14 protein-coding genes are annotated in these 20,347 nt (G+C 69.3%); 3 read left to right on the top strand and 11 right to left on the bottom strand.

Annotated elements, in window-relative coordinates; translation table 11 throughout:
- Positions 1 to 84: 84 nt before the first annotated feature.
- Positions 85 to 2,844, top strand: coding sequence for an ATP-binding protein (locus tag ABIC65_RS00205; protein ID WP_354306206.1), 2,760 nt, complete (start codon positions 85 to 87; stop codon positions 2,842 to 2,844).
- A gap of 88 nt (positions 2,845 to 2,932) precedes the next feature.
- Positions 2,933 to 3,400 (top strand): hypothetical protein, encoded by a 468-nt coding sequence (locus ABIC65_RS00200; protein WP_354306205.1) that lies wholly within the window; start codon positions 2,933 to 2,935, stop codon positions 3,398 to 3,400.
- Positions 3,401 to 3,403: 3 nt separating this feature from the next.
- Here ABIC65_RS00200 and ABIC65_RS00195 read toward each other — a convergent pair whose 3' ends face one another.
- The 11 genes from ABIC65_RS00195 to ABIC65_RS00145 all read right to left on the bottom strand — a co-directional run bounded on the left by ABIC65_RS00195 (position 3,404) and on the right by ABIC65_RS00145 (position 18,191).
- Positions 3,404 to 4,366: a 3-hydroxyacyl-CoA dehydrogenase NAD-binding domain-containing protein gene (locus ABIC65_RS00195; RefSeq protein ID WP_354306204.1), complete on the bottom strand. Its 963-nt coding sequence runs from the start codon at positions 4,364 to 4,366 to the stop codon at positions 3,404 to 3,406.
- Positions 4,367 to 4,494: 128 nt separating this feature from the next.
- The gene (locus ABIC65_RS00190; RefSeq protein WP_354306203.1) at positions 4,495 to 6,060 is read right to left on the bottom strand and encodes a TolC family protein; all 1,566 of its coding nucleotides are present in this window, start codon (positions 6,058 to 6,060) and stop codon (positions 4,495 to 4,497) included.
- Positions 6,061 to 6,199: 139 nt separating this feature from the next.
- Positions 6,200 to 6,577 carry a YdbL family protein gene (locus ABIC65_RS00185; protein WP_354306202.1) on the bottom strand — a complete coding sequence of 126 codons (378 nt, stop codon included), beginning with the start codon at positions 6,575 to 6,577 and terminating at the stop codon, positions 6,200 to 6,202.
- Positions 6,577 to 6,771 carry a YnbE family lipoprotein gene (locus tag ABIC65_RS00180; protein WP_354306201.1) on the bottom strand — a complete coding sequence of 65 codons (195 nt, stop codon included), beginning with the start codon at positions 6,769 to 6,771 and terminating at the stop codon, positions 6,577 to 6,579. The genes ABIC65_RS00185 and ABIC65_RS00180 overlap by 1 nt, the downstream gene beginning before the upstream one ends.
- A 25-nt stretch (positions 6,772 to 6,796) precedes the next feature.
- Positions 6,797 to 9,946 (bottom strand): YdbH domain-containing protein, encoded by a 3,150-nt coding sequence (locus ABIC65_RS00175; RefSeq protein WP_354306200.1) that lies wholly within the window; start codon positions 9,944 to 9,946, stop codon positions 6,797 to 6,799.
- Positions 9,947 to 10,025: 79 nt separating this feature from the next.
- The gene (locus ABIC65_RS00170) at positions 10,026 to 10,523 is read right to left on the bottom strand and encodes a GNAT family N-acetyltransferase (RefSeq protein WP_354306199.1); all 498 of its coding nucleotides are present in this window, start codon (positions 10,521 to 10,523) and stop codon (positions 10,026 to 10,028) included.
- Positions 10,520 to 12,133, bottom strand: a complete 1,614-nt coding sequence (locus ABIC65_RS00165) for a Na+/H+ antiporter (RefSeq protein ID WP_354306198.1) — start codon at positions 12,131 to 12,133, stop codon at positions 10,520 to 10,522. The genes ABIC65_RS00170 and ABIC65_RS00165 overlap by 4 nt, the downstream gene beginning before the upstream one ends.
- 97 nt (positions 12,134 to 12,230) lie before the next feature.
- Positions 12,231 to 13,610, bottom strand: coding sequence for a PepSY-associated TM helix domain-containing protein (locus tag ABIC65_RS00160; RefSeq protein ID WP_354306197.1), 1,380 nt, complete (start codon positions 13,608 to 13,610; stop codon positions 12,231 to 12,233).
- 13 nt (positions 13,611 to 13,623) lie between these two features.
- Entirely contained in the window at positions 13,624 to 15,978 is a 2,355-nt protein-coding gene (locus tag ABIC65_RS00155) for a TonB-dependent receptor family protein (RefSeq protein ID WP_354306196.1), read from the bottom strand.
- 63 nt (positions 15,979 to 16,041) lie between these two features.
- Positions 16,042 to 16,452, bottom strand: a complete 411-nt coding sequence (locus ABIC65_RS00150) for a DUF2946 family protein (RefSeq protein ID WP_354306195.1) — start codon at positions 16,450 to 16,452, stop codon at positions 16,042 to 16,044.
- A gap of 77 nt (positions 16,453 to 16,529) precedes the next feature.
- A complete protein-coding gene (locus tag ABIC65_RS00145; protein WP_354306194.1) occupies positions 16,530 to 18,191 on the bottom strand; it encodes a glutamate--tRNA ligase in 1,662 nt (553 codons plus the stop codon).
- Positions 18,192 to 18,489: 298 nt separating this feature from the next.
- On the opposite strand from ABIC65_RS00145, the gene ABIC65_RS00140 reads away from it, so the two are divergent.
- Positions 18,490 to 20,283, top strand: a complete 1,794-nt coding sequence (locus tag ABIC65_RS00140; protein WP_354306193.1) for a DUF885 domain-containing protein — start codon at positions 18,490 to 18,492, stop codon at positions 20,281 to 20,283.
- Positions 20,284 to 20,347 lie beyond the last annotated feature (64 nt).

Genomic DNA, 20,347 nt, shown 5'->3' with positions numbered 1-20,347 from the left:
CCAAGAGCTGCTAATTCGCGCATAGGTTAGCGCTAACGGTATGTTCGGGGGGACGCTGATGGCTTTAACGATGGCGGCACAGCCATGACCGAGAGGATCTTGCGGTTCGGCCCGTTCGAGCTTCGGCCCGAGCGCGAGCAGTTACTGAACGGCGGCGTGCGCGTCGGCCTCGGCTCCCGCGCGCTCGCGATCCTCGCCTTGCTGGCCGAACGCGCCGGCGAGGTCGTCTCGGTCCAGGAAATCAACGAGCATGTCTGGCCGAACCTGTTCGTCCAGGAGAACAACCTTCGTGTCCACATGAGCGCGATTCGCCGGGCGCTGCGTGCCGCGGACAGCGACGTGGAGATCGTCAACGTGCCCGGTCGCGGCTATCGGCTCAGCGCGGACGTGGCGGTCGACGATGCCGGGGAGGAGAGCGACGAGGCCGCGCCATCGCCCGGGTTCCAGCCGCTCCCCCTGCCCCTTCAGGTCAACCGGCTGATCGGCCGGGAGGAGAGCGTGGCGCAGGTGCAGGCCTGCATTCATCTCCACCGGCTCGTCACCATCGTCGGCGCGGGCGGCATCGGCAAGACGAGCGTCGCGCTCGCCGCGCTGGCGGGCATCGACGACGAGACGCCGGTGTGTTTCGTCGACCTCACCAACTGCGCGACGGTCGAGCATGTCGCCGCGGCCGCGGCGGCGGCGCTGCAGAGCCCGATGGGGCGCGACACGACCCCGTCGGTCCTGGTCGATCGTCTGCGCGAATCTGAACTGATCCTGCTGCTCGACAATTGCGAGCATCTGATCGGCGTCGTCGCACATGTCGCCGACACGGTGCTGCGCTCCTGCCCGCGCGTGAAGCTGCTGGCGACCAGCCGCGAACCGATCCGCGTGCCGGGCGAGATGCAGGTGCATCTCCAGCCCCTGCCCGTCCCGTCTGTTGCCGACACGACGGGCATGATCGCGGACAATCCCGCCGTCGCGCTGTTCGCGGAGCGGCTCGGCGCGGCCATGGGCGGCTTCGCGATCACCGAGGAGAATGCCCGGCAGATCGCAACAGTATGCCGCTCGCTCGACGGGCTCCCGCTCGCGCTCGAGCTGGCGGCGGCGGCGGTGCCGATGGTGGGGCTGGATGCGCTTTCCAGCGGACTCACCGTCCGCCTGTCGCTGCTGGCCTTCGGCCGCCGTACCCTTGCCCGGCACGAGACGCTGGAGGCGATGCTCGACTGGAGCTTCGAGCTGCTCTCCCCGACGGAGCGCACCATACTCGGCTGCCTCGCGAAGTTCCGCGCCGGCTTCGATCTGCCCGCCGCCGTACAGGTGGCGGCGCTGGACGACGAGGCCGAGACGCAAACCGCACAGGCGGTGCTGCAGCTCGCAGCCAAGTCGCTGCTCGTCGTCGAGACCGCGCCGCACGGCGTCAGCTATCGTCTGCTCGAGACCACCAAGGCCTATGCCCGGCGCAAGCTGGAGGAGTCCGGGCTGGCAGGCGTCACCGCGCGCCGCCACGCCGAATGGGTCGGCGGCGTGTTGGCGCGCGCGCAGGTGGACTGGTCCCGGCTCGAGCGCACGATCTGGTGGGAACGCTATGGCCCGGCCATCGACGATGTGCGCGCGGCGCTCGCCTGGTCGCTCGGCGAAGCCGGCGACATGCGCCTGGGCGTGCGGCTGACGATCGCCTCGGCACCGCTGTGGCTCGGCATGTCGCAGTTCGGCGAATACAACGCTTGGCTGGAGCGCGCGCTGGCGACACTCGAGGCGCTCGGCGAAGCCGGCGGTCCCGAGGAGATCCAGCTTCAGAACGGCTTGTGCGTGCTGCTCTACAATTCCGATCGGCCCAGCGAAGCCTTTGTCCGCGCGGCGACGCAGGTGTTGCGGATCGGCAAGAAGATCGGCGATCCCCTGGCCCGCGCCACCGGCCTCTGGCTGCTGTCCGGCCATCGCACGATCCTGGGGGACCATGAAGCAGCCCTCACGCTCGCGCAGCAGATGCTGGGGCCGGAGGGGTCGGTTCTCGATTCCGAGCTGCAGGCCTTTGCCCGCCGCGTGATCGCCGTCATGACGCTCCGTTCCGGCCGCGTGCGCGAGGCGGCGGCGATCGGCGGCGATCTCGTCCGCGGGCTTACCGGGCGGGGATCCTATGGCGCGGTGCTCCGCTTCGACCACGCCACGATCACGCGCGGGAACCATGCGGTGACGCTGGCGATCCAAGGCAAGCTGGAAAGTGCCAAGGCGATGATCATGGAGGCGGCGATCGATGCCCACCGGCTTCGCAACTCCAATTCCTTTTGCTACCTGCTGGCCAGCGCTGCCTGCCCGATCGCGCTGTGGCTGGGCGACGACGAGCTTGCCCGCCACTATGCGGGGCTGCTCGCCCGCACGGCCGGGGTCAACCGCTTCAACTATATGGCTGAGCTCGCCGACTGGTTCACGCGGATCGCCGATCTCCGCCTGCGCAAGGTGCCGCAGCTGCCCGCGCTGGAGCAGTTGCGGCCGCCGCTCCCGCACGACAAGGACGTGTTCGTCACCGCCTGCGCCGCACTATGCGATGCGGAGGTGGTTGCACGCGCCGAAGCCGGTCCGCCGCAATGGGCCACGGCGGAAATTCTCCGCGCCGACGGGGAAGCCAAGCGCGATGCCGGCGACGTGGCGGGTGCACAGCGCCGCTTCGAGCAGGCCCTGGCGCTCGCCCAGGAACAGGGCGCGGGACTGTGGGCTCTGCGCGCAGCGACCTCGCTGGCGCGGCTCGCCGAACCAAGCGCTGCGCAGGCGATCCTCGCGCCGGTGCTCGCCACCATCGAGGGCGACGACGCATTCGCCGACATCCGTGCCGCGCGGGCGCTGCTGCCCAGCATGGCCGACTAACCTCTGCTTACCTCTGCAAGTGCGAGGGGCCGCCTAGCTTGGCGTGTCCCTGAGCCAGGGAGTCAAGCGGCTGCTACAGACGGGCGTGATGCTGGAAACTGTTCTTCGACTGATGACCACCGGTGGCGTGTTCGTCGGCATGATCGCCGTGTATGTCGGCATGCGGAACAACACCCGCCAGCTCAACGCGCAAATCTTCCTGTCCTTTTCGGATCGCCTGCAGACCATCCGCCACATGCTGCGCACCGAGTTGCTGCCGATCTGGACCGCCGAGCTTCCCCCCGAGGAAGTTGCCCGGATCCTGCCGGGGCTGCTGCAGGTGCTGCACCTGATTCTGGAACTCTACGAGCTGCGCGAACAAGGCTATGTTCGGCCGCGGATGTGGAAGATCTGGTCACGCAATATCGATCGCTTCCTCACCTGCCCGATCGTGCACAGCCTGAACGACGAGATTCGCTTCGAGTTCTCCGGGCACGACCGGTTCATCGCCTGGATCGAACATCGCCAGGTCGTGGTGTCTTCCGGCGTCCGGCCCCACCGAATGAGACGGTTCTGAGGATCAGGCTGCGGCAAGCGCGTTGAGGACAGCGATCTCCCTGGCCTCGCGGGTCTGGGCGAGCTGCGCGATCGGCCAGGCGCCATAGGACTGTTCGGCCTGCCGGGCGATCAACTCCTTGGTGACCGGATCGAAGTCCGCCGCGTCCAGCGACTCCCACAGTCGCTCCATGGGCGGGCCGAGCTGCTCGATCGAATGCGGCAAGCCGCCGTCCCCGCCGCTCAGATGAAGCGACAGGAAGGGGCCCGAGGTGGCGAGCCGGACGCCGAGCGAGGTCGTGACGATATCGTCGAGTTCGTCGATCGTCACCACGCCGCCGCGCACCAGCGCCACGCACTCGCGGAAGATCGCCGCCTGCAAGCGGTTGGCGACGAACCCGGGCACTTCCTTGCGGATTACGCGCGTCACCTTGCCCAGCCCGTCATAGAAGGCGACCGCCCGCGCGGTGACCTCGGGATCGGTGGTCGGGGTCGGCACCACCTCGACCAGCGGCATCCGGTGCGGCGGGTTGATCGGGTGCGCGATGAGGAGGCGCGTGTGATCCCGCATCTCGATCTGCTGCAGCGAGGCGGGGATGCCCGCGCTGGAGCTGCACAGCAGCGCGTCGGCGGGCGCGGCGCCCTCGACGACTTCCCAAAGGCCCTGTTTGAACCCCGGTCGCTCGGGTCCGGCTTCCTGCACGAGGAAGGCATCGGCCACGGCATAGGCATGATCATCGACGAAGCGGATCCGTTCGCCAATATCGAACGGCGCATGCCCCAGCGCCACCAGCGCGGGCATCGCAGCGGCAATGCGCGTCCGCGCCTTGGTCTCGATATCAGGGTCAGGATCGCTGATGACGACGTTCAGCCCGTTGGCGGCGAACAGCGCCGCCCAGGATGCGCCGATCACCCCGCCCCCGATGATCGCTGCCGTCTTCCCCGCATAATCAAGCTTTGCTGCGTAATCGAAGGGCTTCGTGGACACGGTGCCTCCCGGAACGGCAACCCGATGGAGCGCGGGCAGAACCCGCCAGATGATAGTGACGATAAGGCCGCGTCACGCCCGCACGGCGTAAGCGAGCGCTAGCGGCAGTGAGATGCAGGGCTAACGGATCATTCCGGCGCAGCACCCAGCGTGCCGGTCGCCAGCGCCAGCGTCGCTGCTGCCCGCAGCGCAGAGGCACGAGCATCGCTCACCGCATTTTGCGCGGCGAGCAGTTGCTGCTGCGCCAGGCTCACCTCGGCGACCGCACCCACGCCGTTCTTGTACGCGGCGAAGGCGGCATCGAAACTGGTGCTGGCTGCGCTGCGCGATTCCTCGGCGGCGGCATTCGCCTCCAGCGCCGCGCGCAGCCCGTTCTCGGCAGTGACGATCTCGAGCACGGCGCGATCGCGCGTAGCCTCCAGCCTCGCCGAGGCACCTTCCACCCTATCGCGCGCCTGTTCGAGCCGCGCGGCGCGTAGCCCCCCGTCGAACAGCGGCACCCGCAGCCCGACCAGCACCGAGCCGCTGGTCTTGCGCGCGGAGACGTTGAGCGTTGCCGATTCCCCGCCGGTGCCGGGCAGCGTCGTCAGGTCGCGATTGCCGCGGATGTGCGAGGCGGTGCCCGAGGCGAAGATTTTGGGCTTGAAGTCGGCGCGGGCGGCCAGCACGCCCTCCTCGCTCGCCTTGCGGCTGGCGAGCGCCGCCAGCATGTCCGGCCGGCGGGAGAGCGCTTTGGCGACAGCCTCCTCCGCCATGTCCGCCATCGCCGGCGCGAGCGTGCGATCCCCGGTGTCGGCGATGCGCAACTTGGTGAAGGGCGGCAGGCCGATCGCGGTAATCAGCCGCAACCGCGCGTCGGTGGCCGCCGCACGCGCCTGGACCGCGGCGAGACGCAGCTGGGCGGTCGCCTGGCGCGTCTGCGCCGCCTCCATCGTGGTGCCGACACCGCGGCGGAAGCGCGCCTCGGCCGATACCTGGACCTGCGCCGCCAGCTCGACCGCACGATCGGCATTGGCCGAACGCGACCGCGCGGCGACGTCGTCATAATAGGCCAGTGCCACCTGATGGGTGACCTGCTGGTGCTCGGCGGTGAACGCGATGTCGGCGACCAGCGCCTGCTGGCGCGCCGCGGCGATCTGCGCCTCGCGCCCGCCGAAATCGAACAGCAGCCATTCGAGCGAGATCGCCGCGACCGCGGTGCCGCCGTTGGAATCGCGGTCCTCACCGTTCGCGCCCTTGCCGAGATAGCCGCTGCTCACCACCCCGCCGCCCACGCCCGTCGCGGAAATGCGCGGGCCGTGGGTAGCGCTGATAATCCCCGGCACCAGCGCCGCGCTGCGTGCCTCATACCACGCGACACGCAGGCTGGGATTGGCGGTGTGCGCCAGGTCGACCAGCTCGGTCAGGGTATAGACGTGCTGCGGATCGGTCTCGGGTGCGGCAGGCAGCGTCGCGAGCGCCGGGTTTGCGGGCAGCACATAGCCGCCCGGCAGCGTGGGCACGGCCTTGCCCGCTGGCACCGGCAGGATCTCGCCGCTCGCACCCGTCGCGGGGGCCCAGGGACGATTGTAGCGCTGGGGCGCCAGCTGTTCGCTGGGGCGCGCACAGCCGCCGATCGCTACCACCGCGAGGGGCGCGAGGCGCAGCCAGATGCGCGGGCGGCGGACTGCAGCAGGCGAAAATCGGCGATGCATGGGGTCTGCGCCCGTCCCTTCGTGCTGTTGGCGATGCGCCTGCACGAACCGGGGGCCGACCGCATGCGCCCCGTCCGCTTAGGCGGGACGGGGCGCATGCGGGCGTAAGCGAGGGTGAGCCCCCGCTACGCCGCGGGGATCAGAGGCAGCGCGGGTCGCGGACCGGTGCGTCGCTGCCGCGGGTCAGCCAACGGCCGTCGGGGGCGCGATACTTCTCGCCCGGGGCGGTGCGCAGGATCAGGTTGCAGCCGGTGACGAACGCCATCTGTTCGACGGTCGAGCTCGCCGCCGCCTGCTGGGTGTACTGGCGCTTGCGCTGGATGTTGATGTTGTTGACGATCGCCTGCAGCTCGGGCGACGCCGCGCCGACGATGCCGAGATAGCCGTCGGGCTGTTCGCCCACCTGTCCCTGCTGGCGCGCAGCCTGATAGGCGGGGTCGCGCTGGGCGTAGGCCGGGGCGATCCCGCCCGCCGCGATCGCGGCTGCCATGGCGAAGGTCGAGAGCAACTGTCGCATCAGAAAATCCCCGGATTGTCCTGGATGATGGCCTTCGCCTTGTTGTCGAGGCGATAGACCACTTCCTGGGTGATCGAAATATTGAGGTTGATCACGATCGGCTTGTCGGGCGCGTTCACCGTCACGCAGCCGCCGAGCAGCGCCAGCGGCGCGATCCCGCATGCACCCAGCCGAAGAGACGAACCCTTTTTCATGCTTCCAAGCTCATAGACATGCCTTTCATGGACGGGTTGTGCTTTCGGCGGGCTGAACGGTGCCCGGCCTCGCTTCCTGCGCACGTTTCTGCTCCTCGATCAACGCCGGCAGGTTGCGCTCGATCAGGCGGCGCGGGTCGTACCAGGACTGCACCGAGTCCATCAGCTGGCGGAAGGGAGCGTTGATCCGCACGTTGAAGACGAGCGGCAGCCTGGCCAGCCGGCGGATCAGGAAGTTCGACTTGGTGCCCTGCCCCTGGCTGAGGCCGGAGAAGCTGATGTCGGTGATCATTTCGCCGGCCAGCGGCCCGTTCATCCGGATCGCGAGGTTGCGATAGTCGAGCGACTTGAGCGCCTGGAACGCCATGTTGCCCCAGGTGCCCAGGTTCTCGCGCGAGATCTCGCCGACATAGGCGATGTGGCCGCCCTTGCGGGCGCGCAGCTCGCCGCCTTCGATCCGCCCGCCGGTCTCGTCGAAGATCATCGGCAGCGTGCCGTCGAAGGTGCCGGTGGCATCGAGATTGTCGAACGCCATTTCCTTGAGGAAGAGGGCGGCGTCGACGCCCTTCACCTGGAAGGTCATCCGGCGCTTGCCCGCCTCGTTGAAGTCGAGCGTGGTCGGCTCGAGGATGAGTTCGCCCCCGGCGAAGGGCCAGCGCGCGCCCTCCACCCGCACGCGTCTGCTGTCGAGCAGCTGGTAGCGGAACACGCCCTCGCGTACCGGCACGCCGGGGTTGATCTCGGTCACCGTCGCCACCTGCCCCGGCGCGGTCCGTGCGTTCAGCAGATCGGTGAAGTCGAGCTCGGTGGTCAGCCCCTGCACCGGGCCGAAGGCCGCCGCCAGCGCGACGTTGGAGGCGGTGAAGCGGCCGGTGCTGGTCACCGTCGCGCTGTCCCACGCGATCTTCCCGGAGCCTGCAACGGTGCCGTCGACATCGGCGATCACGCCCAGGGTGAGCGGGGTGAGGTCGAGCGGCTGGAGGCCATCGGTCTTGAAGCGAAGGCCCGGCACGTCGAGCAGCGCCTGCCCCTCGCTTTTGCCGAGATCATGGGTGATCGAGACCTTGGCGACCTCCACCGCCCGTTTGGTGCCGATCAGATCGGCCTGCGCCTCGATCCGGTTGCCGCGGAGCGTGAGGCGGCCTGCGGGGGCGAGCAGCGGCTCGAAACGCGGGCTGGCCTCGGCATCGGCGAGGCGGAAGCTGCCGAGCAGCGCCAGCCCGCCATCGGCGACCTGCCAGCTGCCCTTGCCCTGCGAGAGCACCAGCGGCACCGCGCCGATCTGCCCGCCCAGCGCATCGAAGCTGCCGCCGAGCGCGCCGCCGAACGTGCCCTGGAGCTGGCCGATATCGAGCCGAGTCGGCCGGTCCGCGCCCATCCCCACCGCAACGCCGGTGAGGTCGAAGGCCTGCCGGGCGAGATCCACCCGCGCCCCGCCCGCGGCGAGGCTCAGCGGGTTGCTGCCCATGCTGCCCGCCAGCGCGATCGCGCCGGTACGGACGCCGCCGGTGACGCGCCTGCCGTTCCAGGCGAGCATCGCCGGCCCCACCGGGCACAGCCGCTGGCGATGGCCGCGCAGCACCATGCCGGACGCGCTGATCCGCGCGAAACCGAGAGTCTCGCACGCGGGGTTCACCAGCACGCTCGGGCCGTTCCAGCGCGCGACCAGCGGGATCGACAGATCCTCGATCCGTCCGCTGCCGACCGGACCTGAAACCGTCGCTACGGTGCGCGCCAACCCCGCCCTGCCCCGCATGGTGAAATAAAGGTCCGCCAGCGCCAGCCGCGCGCCGCCGGCCGCATAGGGGCGCAGCGTACCGGTGCCCTGAAGCTGGTCGCTGCCGGGCCGCTGGAGGAGATCGAGCGCAAGCTCCGGCATCCCGCCACCGCCGAGCGACAGCTGCCCGGCAAGCGCGACCGTACCCTTGGGGAAATCCAGCACCGCGCCCTGCTCGCCCGCAAAGCGCACGCGCGCGCCGGATCGCGCGGTGACATCGACGGCGTTCACCCGCATCGTCGCGCCGCTCCCCCGCGTGGCGATCCCTAGCATGGCGGAACCGTCGAAGCTTCGTCCCGCGGCATCCACCGCCGCGGCGAACTTAGCGGCCAGCGGACCGACCGGCGTGCCTGCTAATGATTTGCGATAGCTGCGAATTTGCGCTTGGATCGCTGGGGAAATCGCCGCGTCCTGCAGGCCGATGCGGCCGTCGAAGGCCAGCACCGTGCCGACCGCGTAGCGCCCGCCTGCTTCGACAATATGGGCGCGGACCGCATCCGTCGCCGCGTCGACTCCGTGCAGCGTAAGTCTCCCCGCGGTCCGGGTGCGATCCCCGGCGAAGTCAACCTGTGCATCGGTCTGGCCAAGCGTGCCCAAGCCAGCGCGCAGCGATGCCAGCCCCAGCCGCGCATCGCCGTTCCAGCCGGCAAACGACGCATCGAGCGTCGCGCGCACGGTGCCGCGCGGGCCCAAGGCCCGGACGTCCCCGCACGCGAGCCGCTGCGCCGCCAGCGGCCCGGTGAGACTGGGCGCGCCCTTGCGGATGCGGACCTGCATTTCGGCGCCCAGGCCGAGGAGATCGCAGTTTCCGAACTGCAGCTGTGCCGACTGCGCGCGCACCGTGCCGGCGAACCCGTCGGTCAGCAGCCCCTTGCCGCGCAGGCCGAGCACGACCAGCCCCGCGTCGCTCGCCAGCCGCAGCTGCGCGTCCGCCACCTCGACGCTGAGCCGCGGCAGGGAAAAGGGCTTGCCCGAGGGCGGCGGCATCAGCCGGTCGAGCGACCCCAGCGACAGCGCGCCGTTCACGATCCGCCCCTGCACGCGCACCGTCCCCGCCTTCGCCACCAGCAGTTCGGCGCGCCACGGGGTGAGCGCCGTGCGCAGCTCGATCCAATCGGCGGTAAGGTCCGGGTTGCGCGGATCGCCGATCGAGACGTTGGTCAGCCGCTGGCGCCAGGGGGAGAGCTGCTCGATCGTGTAGCGTGCGGCCACCCCGCGGTTTGCCAGCTCGCGATCGACAAAGCCCTGCGCGATCGTCCGCCGCTGGAGCCACACCGTCGCCACGCTGGCCGAGACCAGCACGAGCAGCGCCACCGCGACGCGACGCCGTCGCTTCGCCCGCACTGCTGCACTGGTCCGCCGCGCGTCGGCGTCGGTGTCGTCTTCGCTTCGGTTCACGCCCGCTCCAGCCGCCTGACCGTGCGGCCCCTAGCCATAGCTCTCCGATCCTGCAAAGGTTCCTTGGCCGGCGCGCTGCTCAGGCGAGATCGCGGGTCATCTCCACCATGGTGCGGTGGAAGCCCGCCGCGGTGAACAGCGCCTGCGCCTCGACATTGCGCTCGGCAGTGAACAGCACGAGCCGGGGCAGCGCATGCGGCGCCAGCGCTGCCATCGCCGCGTCGAGCAGCGCGCGGCCGATGCCCTGGCGCCGATGCTCGGGTGCGACGATCAGGTCGTAGATCACCCCCGCCGGCCCGCGCAGCGCCATATAGTCGTTGCCCTCCACCCCGGCATAGACATAGCCGAGCACGGCATCGCCCGCTGCCGCCACGCGCAGCACGGACTCTGCCCGTTCGATCTGCCGGGTGAGGAAGCCGCCATAGACCTCGGGCGTCTCCGGCGTCGGCGCGATGAAGCGGCGCGCGTCGAAGGCATGATGCACCGCCACCATCTGCGCGCCGAGCCGGCCGAGTTGCGCCCGGTCCGCCGGCACCGCCGATCGGATCGTGAAGGATGCGGGCTGCGGATCGGTCACGCTTGTTCTCCCGGGCCGCGGATTTCGGCGCCCTCGCCCCCTTGGAACAGTGCGCCCAGTTCCTCAAGATCGAGATCGCGCTCCAGATTGTGCAGCACCTCGTCCTCGATCTCGCCCTGGCGGTGCAGGCGGATCAGCTCCTTGCGCCCCGCCGCCACCGCCGCGAGCACCATGTCGAAATGGGCGCGGATGCCGGGCATGTAGCTGCCGGCATCCCCGGCATAGCGTTCGGTGACATGGTCCCGCTTGCGATATTCCTCGAGTAGCCGGGGATGGATCAGCGTGCCTTCCTCGTCATAGGCGCGTGCCTCCACCTCGATGCGCTTGGCGTGGGCGATCGCCGCCTCGGCCTGCACCAGCGTGACGTTGGGCGGCGGATCGCGGTCCTGCGGTGCGATCGCCTTGATCACCCAGCCAAGGCTGGCACCCTGCAGCACCACGGTGGCGAGGATCACCGCGAAGGCGCTGACCAGCATCAGGTCGCGGCCGGGCATCTCGTTCGGCAGCGACAGCGCGACCGCCAGCGTGACGACGCCGCGCATTCCCGCCCAGGACAGCACCGTCGCCTGTCGCCAGCCCAGCGGCCGCACCCGCGATACGCCGGTCCGCTTGAGCGTGCCGAGCAGCAGCTCGCTGCCGAACACCCACACGAAGCGGGTGACGAGCACCGCGACGACGATGCCGATCACCGGCACCGCCATCGAGGTGAACACCCGCTCCAGCCCGACGCGATCGAGCACGCCGCGCAGCGAGAAGCCGATCAGGATGAACACCAGCGCCTCGAGGCTGAACACCAGGGTCCGCCAGAAGGCGGCGCCCTGCATCCGCACCCGCGCCGGCAGCACCTCGTGCTGATACCAGCCGAACACGATGCCCGCCGCGACCACGGCGATCACCCCGGAGACGTGCAGCGCCTCGCCGGCCAGATAGGCCGCCCAGCTGAGCAGGGTCGCGGTGGCGACGATCAGCGTCTGGTCGGGCAGGCGGCGCAGGATGAACTTGCCGCCGAAGCCGACGGCGGTGCCGACCACCACGCCGCCGATCGACAGCAGGACGAAGCTCGTCCCCGCATCGAATGCGTTGAAGCGGCCGGTGAGCGTGGCGGCGACGGCGAAGCGGAACAGCACCAGCCCGGTCGCATCGTTGATCAGGCTCTCGCCTTCGAGCAGCGCCTGGAGACGACGCGGCAGCTGCACCCGCTGCAGCACCGATCGCGCGGCGACCGCGTCGGGCGGCGAGACGATCGCGCCAAGGGCAAAGCATGCCGCCCAAGGCAGCCCCGGCACCAGCAGGTGCAGCACCAGCCCGACGACCAGCGTGGTGAACAGCACCGCGCCTACTGCCAGCGACAGGATCCCCGGCAGATGGCGCCGAAGCCGCCCGAACGCGGCATAATAGGCGCCGTCCATCAGCAGCGGCGGCAGGAACAGCACCAGGACGAGCTCGGGATCGAGCGACAGCTTGGGCAGGTTCGGCAGAAAGGCCAGCGCCCCGCCGCCCAGCAGCAACGCCGCCGAGGGCAGGAACGACAGCCGCTCGGCCGCCCAGTGCAGCGCGATGATCGCCGCGAACAGCACGAGAACCAGCTCAAACGTGTCGACCGGATGCATCGTCTTCCCCCTGCGGTCCGCATCGCGGCCCCGGACTACAGGTCCGGCGCGGCGATAGGTTCCGGCTACAAGGCTAGCCGCTGCACCTTTATGGCGTCTAGGCCGCTGCCGGCACCCCGCGCAGCCCCAGCCAGCGCCGCGCGCCCGGCAGGTGGACCAGCACGAACCGCTCGACCGCCAGGACCGCGAGCAGGCTGATCCCCATCAGCGGCAGGAACAACCCCAGCGCGATCACGAGCGCGAAGAAGGCCAGCGCCGCAGGTCGCGGCTCCCCCCCGCGCGGCGCACCGAGCGCACCCTCGGGCCGCCGGCGCCACCACAGCACCACGCTGCTCACCGCGAGCAGGATCAGCCCCAGCGCGGTCAGCAGGTTGAGCAGCTGGTTGAGCCACCCGAACGCCTGCCCCTCATGGATCGCCACGCCGTATCCGACCAGCCGGTCGACCAGCCGCCGCTGGGCGAAATCCTTGCGGGTGAGCAGCTTGCCGGTCTCGCCGTCGAGCGTCAGGTCGGTGCGCAGCGGGCGGTTGGCGGCATCGGACTTGGCAGTCCAGGGCTGGCCGGGACCGGTCGGCGGGGAGACCAGCACCGGCGTCGCCAGGCGCAGCGGGCCGAGCGTGGCGATCAGCCGGTCGAGCGGGACATAGGAGACCGACGGGTGCGCCATCGCCATGCCGTGACGCTCGGCATGCTCGCCCATCATTGCGCGGGTGCCGGCATCGGCGGCGGCGCGCTGACGGAGTTCGTCGGCGCGACCGGTGGTCCAGTCCTGCTTGACGGGGTGGCCTTCCACCACCCCGCGCACGGCCTTCAGATAGCCACCCCAGCTCTTCGCCCAAGGCAGCCCCGCGACGAGCAGGAACAGCGCGAAGGCCGACACCCAGAAGCCAGTCACCGCATGGAGATCCCGCCAGAAGCGCCGCCCGCCTGCGCTCAACCGCGGATAGACGATGCCGCCCAGCCCCGCGCGGCGCGGCCACCACAGGAACAGGCCCGAGAGCAGCATCACGATCGTCCAGGAGGCGGCCAGCTCGACCAGGTAGGAGCCCAGGGTGCCGGCGAGCAGCTCGCCGTGCAGCCGGAACACCACCCGCATCAGCCTTTGGTCCTCGTCGACCGTCTTGAGCACCGCCAGCGTCTGAGGATGGACATAGACGCGCGTCTCGTCCTGCCCCTTGCCGACGATGATCTGCACCGCCTGGCGATCGGTCTCGGGCAGCTGGTAGCGATGGAGCACCGATCCCGGCACCGCCCGCACCGCCGCCGCCGCCTGTGCCGCCGCCGAGGCGCGCGGGCCGGTGATGGCCAGGTTGGCATAAGGCGCGTCGATCAGCGCCTCGACCTGCGGGCGGAACAGATAGATCGAGCCGGTGACCGCCAGCCACAGCACGAAGGGGATGCAGAACAGGCCGGCGTAGAAATGCCAGCGCCACACGGTCGCGGTGTTCGGCCAGCGCCGGTTGAGGCTATGCGCCATGGATCCCCTCCCCTCAGAACCGTGCCTTGACGCCGGCATAGACCGTCCGCGGCTGCCCGGCGTAGACCGAGCCGGTGGTGTTGGCGAGCACCGATGCCGGGTTCTCCGCGCCCGAAGTCGCGAGGCTGTTCGCGATCACCGAGGCCGCACCCACATAGGTCACGTCGAACAGGTTCTGCACCGAGGCATAGAAGCTCAGCCGCGACAGCGGGCCGCTGCCCTTTGGCGGGTCATAATGCAGGTTCAGGTTGACCAACGTCGCCGAGGGCATGGCCAGCAGGTTGCTGTTGTCGACGAAGAACCGGTCGCGATAGGAAAGCTCGGCAAAGCCGCCCAGGCCCTGGAGCGGGCCGGCCGGCTGATCATAGCCAAGCCGCGCGTTGACGAAGTTGGGGATCACGCCCGGGATCGCCTTGCCGCCCCGATCGAGCACGCGGGAGACGCTGCCGGCGGTCAGCCGCTCCTGGAAGTCGGTGTAATATTGATCGTTGTAGCTGTAGCTCGCGTCGAGCTTGGCGCCGGGCAGCAGCCCCGGCAGCGGCTTCCAGCTCACCCCCAGCTCGACCCCGCGATGCACCGAGCGCGGCACGTTGGAGGTATAGGCGAGCAGGTTCACCCCGGCCGACTGGCTGACCAGCTCGTTGGTGAACCATTCGTAATAGCCGGTCAGCTCGGCCTTGAAGTTGCTGCCGAGCGCCACTTCGGCGCCGAGGTCGATGCCGGTGTTGCGCTGCGCCTTGAGGCTGGCGTTGTTGCCCGCAACGCCTGCGGGCGTGACGAACAGGTTGCCCGCCTGCGGGATGCCGTAGCCGGTGCCCACCCGCGCATGCAGCCGCACCGCGTCGACCGCCTGCCAGAACAGCGCCGCCTCCGGGGCAACGTTGGTGAAGTGGCGATCGGCGGGGATAAAGGCGAGCACCGGGTTGGTACCGACCGGATAGCTGTACGCGGTCTGGCGCATGTCGAGGATCGAGCGTTCGGCGCCGATCCCGGCGATCGCCTGCAGCCGGCCTGTGAACTGCAGTTCCTCGCGGGCACGCACCCCCATGTTCCGCACGTCGCCGAACACCGTCTGGGTCAGCGCGCCGAAGCCGTTGCGACCGGCGGGGGTCTTGTTGAAGCTGTAGCTCTGGTTGTCGAGATAATTGTAGAACACGCCCACGAAGCTCGTGGACTCCATCCCCGCGATCCGGCCGTGATGGGTCACGTCCGAGGTGAGGTTGTAGCTGTCGAGCGTGCCCTTGAACGGCGTCGCGCTGGTCGGCTGGTTGACCACGCGACTGTCGAAGGTCGCCTGGGTGCGCCAGGTGGTGTTCGGCCCCAGGTCATGCTCGTAGCGCGTGCCGACGATCGTCCGCCGGTCGTTCCGCGCGAGATTGCCCTCGTCGGCGGTCTGGGCGATCCGCGCGCCGTTGATGCCGTTGACCAGCACCGAGATGGTGCCGCAGCCCGGCGCGGCGGTCGCCGCTGCCTGACAGCCCTGCTGATAGGGGTTGGTCAGGTACTGATTGTACGAGAGCCGGGTCGAGAGGCGGAAATCGCCCTCGTTGTAGATCAGCTTTACCGCCACGCGGTCGCGCGCGCCCAGCTCGAACTTGGCCAGCGCGTTGAGCGTCCCTGTCTCGTAGCCGGTGTGGCCGGTGACGGCGTCGCCGCGGACATAGCTGCCGAACACCGCGATATCGTGGCCCGCGGTCGCGTGCCCGATCGTCGCATAGAGATTGGCATAGCCGTCGCCGCCCGCGTCGAACCCGGCCCCGACGCCCTGGATCTCGCGGCCCGAGCGGGTACGGAAGTTGACCGCGCCGCCCAGCGCATAGTTGCCGTAGCGCGCCGAGGAGGGCCCGCGCACCACGTCGACCGCGCCGTACGCATGCGGGTCGGTCAGGTCGAAGCGTGCGAGGCCGTCGGGCTGGGTGACTGGGAAATCATCCTCGAAGACCTGCAGGTTGCGCGCTCCGAAGCCGTTGCGTGCGTTCGAGCCGCGCACCGAGACGCCGACGTCGCGCGGGCCATTGCCCTGGGTGACCGCGATGCCGGGCGAGAGCCGGACGATATCGGCGATCGTCGTCGCCGGCGTATTGCGGAACGCAGCGGCGTCGACCGTCGTCACCGTCTGGCCGCTGACGCGTGTGGTCAGCGACAGCGCCTTGCCGGTGACGAAAATCTCGTCAGTGCCGGGCGGCGTTACGGCCGCCGGTGCGGCTTGCGGCTTCGGCGCGGCGGCATCGAGCCTGGCCAGCTCGGCGTCGATCGCCGCGCGCTGGCGGAGCAGTTCGGCACGGCGTGCATCGTCATACGTCTGCGCGGACGCGGCAGATGCGCAGAGGACGGCCGAAACGGTCGCCGAAAACAATAGCTTGGACATGAAATCTTCCTGATCCGGGCGCGCCCGCGCAACCGCGCGAACGCTTGAAAGGGTAACGAGGGATCAGGCGGCGAGTGGTGGCCCGCGTAAGGGTGGGCGAAGATAGACGCGGACGATCCTGGGCAGGATGGTCGCGGTACGGATCGCGCGTTCGAGGACGAAGGCGATCGCCAGCGCGAGCAGCGTCGGGTCGACCGCGGCGAGGCCGGGCATCGCGAGGCCAGAGAATGCGCAGGGCATCTCGGTCTTGGGCTGGTGCTCGTCGGGGCTCGAGCGGTCATCCTTCATCGGGATGGCCATCGGCATCGCCATCGGCTTGGGCCCGTATCCCGAGCAGAAACCCAGCATGATCGTGCCGCCGCTCTGCATCGGCATGAACCCGGCCGGCAGCACCGCCTTCATCAGCAGCGCAGCCGCGATCAGGCAGCCGCACAGCAGGCGATGCTCAAGCAGGAGGCGGCGCAGGACGGACACGAGGCTCGACCTAACCGGCGGCGGACGATTTGTCGAACGCTTCCAGGTGAGCCCCACGGTCCTTGCTGGAACGAGCGTCAGCTCTGACCGCTCGCCCTGCCCTCGATCGATGCCGCGGCGGCTGACAGGCGCGCGCGCACGCGCTCGGGCCCCATCACCGTCATCACCTCGAACAGATCGGGCGTGTTCGGCTTGCCGGCCAGCGCCAGGCGCAGCACACCGGCGATCGCGCTGAACTGGCCCTGATAGCGCTCCGGCTCGGCCTTGTAGGCCTTGCCGTTGGCAGCATAGCCATGCTTCTCGCCGATGGCGCGGACCCATTCCAGCCATGCGTCGCGATCGACTGCCGGGTCGAAGCCCTCCGCCACTTCGCGCAAGATCGCGGCCAGGCCGGGCGCGAGTGCCTCCCAGAGCGGCTGGTTGGCCTCGTCACGCGGCACGAAGAGATCGTCGAAGAAATAGGCGGTGTCGCTTGGCACGTCGGACCATTTGACGATGTCTTTGCGCGCCCGCGCCGCACCGCGCTCGATGTTCAGGATCGCCCGGACATAATCGGCATGCGCGGCGAGCCGTTCGGCGAAGGGCTGGTCATGGACCTGCGCCCAGGCCAGCGCCGCGTCATAGACCTGCGCCGCGGTCATCGCGCCGATCACCTCGCGGCTGATGCTCGACAGCTTGACCAGATCGAACAGCGCGCCGCTGCGGTTCAGGCGTTCGACCTGGAGCGGGAAGCTCTCCGAATCCGCGGTCGGGTTGGCCTTGCGCCAGTCCTCGAACTTGCCGTCGGCAAGGTTGAGCAGATACTCGATCACCGCCTGGCGCGGATAGCCTTCGACCGAATACCAGTCGACCGCCGCTTCCGGATCGTGGCGCTTGCTGAGCTTGCGACGCGACGAGCCGACATTCTTCTCGATCGGCGCGATATGCGCATAGCGCGGCCGTTCCCAGCCGAGCAGGTCGAACAGCTGGGCGTGGACCGGGTAGGAGGACAGCCACTCGTCGCCGCGGATCACGTCGGTGGTGCCCATCAGGTGATCGTCGACGACATGGGCGAGGTGATAGGTCGGCAGGCCGTCGGCCTTGAGCAGGACGATGTCCTGGTTGTTCGCCGGCACGTTGAGCTTGCCGCGGATCAGGTCGGGCAGCTCGACGCGGCCGTTCCCCTCGGCCGCCGGCGCCTTGAGCCGGATCACGAAGCTGCGGCCTTCGGCCAGCGCCGCCTGCACGTCCTCCAGGCTGCGGTTCCGCCAGATCGCCCAGCTGCCATAATAGCCGGGCGGGATCTTGCGCAGGTTCTGCTCGGTGCGCATCGCCTCGAGCTCCTCGGGCGTCGCGAAGCAGGCATAGGCATGGCCGCGCACGAGCAGGTCGCGGACAACGCTCTGGTAGAGTTCCTGCCGCTCGCTCTGGCGATACGGGCCATAGGCGCCGGTCTCGGTGCCGGCCACCGAGGGGCCCTCGTCGAAGGCGATGCCGAAGTCGTTGAGCGCGCCGAGGATCAGCTCCACCGCCCCGGGCACCTCGCGCTTGCGATCGGTGTCCTCGATCCGCAGGTAGAACAGCCCGCCGGACTGGTGCGCGGTGCGCTCCGAGATCAGCGAAACGTAAAGGCCGCCGATATGGATGAAGCCGGTCGGGCTGGGCCCGAACCGCGTCACGCGTGCGCCTTCGGGCAGCGACCGTGCCGGATAGCGCTGGTGGATCTCGTCCATCGACAGGGTGGCCGACGGAGTCAGCACGTCGAGGGGAAGCGCAGTTTCGGAAGTTTGATCGTTGGTCGATGACACGCGCGGAGACTTTCAAGGAATTCGGTTGGGTCGCCCGCACGCTCGCTCAGCGGCCGGCGTCGATATGGGCTCCTATCGCCTTCTCCGCCGAACGGGAAGTACCCAGGGGCCGGGTTCCTCCAGCCCTTCTCGACGCCATCCTGAATTCGAGCCGAGGCGCCGAACATTTCCGCTTGAACCGCGGCTTGCTTTCCCGTTGCTTGCCGCAGGTCATCACCGCCTTGATCCCTCCTTTCCCGCCGGAACTGCCATGCATCGCACCGCCTCCATCCTCGCGTTCGCCCTCCATAGCCTGACGCCCGCAGCCGCGGCCCCGCTGCCGGACCCCACCGGCCGGGCCTGGATCGCCGTGAGCGACGCCAACACCCGGTTGCTGCTGGAAGCGGAGGGGCAGTTCGATCCGGAGACGATATCGCAGGAAGGCGTGGTGGCGTTCGACGGGCGTGCCAGCGACCTCGAGCCCAAGCTGGAGGCGCGCCGTGCCGCCGCCCTTGCGCCGGTACGCGCCGAGTTCGTTCGCCGATTGGCCGCGGCGAACGATGCCAATGTCCGCCAGGACCTCGCCATCCTGATCGGCGCGATCGATCAGCAGCTCGAGCGCGACCGGCTGAACCGCCGCCACTTCCTCGCCTGGACCGATGCGCCGGCGGCGATGTTCGAGGGCATCAAAGGCCTGCTCGACGATCAGGTCGCGCCCGCCCGCCGCGCCAAGGCTGTGGAACTGCTGCGCCGCTATGTCGGCGACTGGCCCGGCACGACGCCGCTGGTCGACCAGGCCCGCGCGCGCTTCGAGGAAATCCGCGCGCCCGGTCTGCTCGGCCCCACCCGCGTCACGCTCGATCGCGCGCTCGCCAATGCCGAGACCTACGCCAAGGGCATCCGCGACCTGTTCCAGGAATACAAGATCACCGGGGCCGAGCGCGCGCTGGCCAAGCTCGATGCGCAAATCGCCGCCTATACGGCGTGGGAACGGGCGACGGTGCTCCCGCTCGCCCGGGAGGACTTTCACCTGCCCGCCGAGGTCTATGCCTTCCAGCTCAAGGAGCGCGGCATCGACATCGCGCCCGACGCGCTGATCCGCCAAGCCCAGATCGAATATGCCGAGACGCGGGCGGCGATGATCGCGCTCGCACCCCGCGTTGCCAAAGAAAAGGGGTGGAGCCAGACCGACTATCGCGACGTCATCCGCCGGATCAAGCAGGCGCCGGTCCCCAACGACCAGCTCGAGGCAAGCTATGCCGAGGTGATCCGCACCAACGAGTCGGTGATCCGCCGCGAACACATCGTCGACCTGCCCAGCCGACCGATGGAGATGCGGCTTGCCAGCGCGGCGGAGTCCGCCGCCAGCCCCGCCCCGCACATGCAGCCGCCGCCGATGGTGGGCAACAAGGGCGAGCATGGCGTGTTCGTGCTGCCGATCGGAGTCGGCAGCAATGATCCCAAGTCGGCCTATGACGACTTCAATTCCCGTGCGGTGCAATGGACGGTCGCCGCGCATGAGGGGCGCCCCGGGCACGAGCTGCAATTCTCCGCGATGGTCGAGCGCGGCGTCTCGCAGGCGCGCTCGCTCTATGCCTTCAACAGCGTCAATGTCGAAGGCTGGGCGCTCTATGCCGAGGCGGAGGCCCTGCCCTACCACCCGCTCGACGGGCAATTGATGGCGCTGCAGGCGCGGCTGCTGCGCGCTGCGCGGGCAATGCTCGATCCAATGCTCAACTTGAACCGGATCTCGCTCGACGAGGCCGGCCGCATTCTCACCGAGGAGGTGGTGCAGTCGCCGGCGATGGCGCGGCAGGAAATCGAGCGCTACACCTCCCGCGCGCCGGGTCAGGCGGGCAGCTATTTTTACGGCTATACCCGCCTGCTCCAGCTGCGCGTCGAAACGGAGCTGGCGCTGGGTGCGCGCTTCGATCGCCTCGCCTTCAACAATTTCGTGATCGGCCTCGGCCTGTTACCGCCCGATCTCGTCGCCAAGGCGGTGCGGGAGGACTTCGTACCCGCAGCGCGCGGCGACGCGCCCGCGGCCAACAACCCGATCAACTAGGTTGCAACTGCCAATTCGTAGGGGGAAGGTAGCAATCTGCCGGGAGACCCAACCGGCCCCTTTG

Origin of the sequence: Sphingomonas trueperi, from assembly GCF_040545665.1 — a bacterium.
GTDB lineage: Bacteria > Pseudomonadota > Alphaproteobacteria > Sphingomonadales > Sphingomonadaceae > Sphingomonas > Sphingomonas trueperi_B.
Note: the sequence above shows the minus strand (reverse complement) of the source record. Positions and strands in the feature narration are given on the sequence as shown.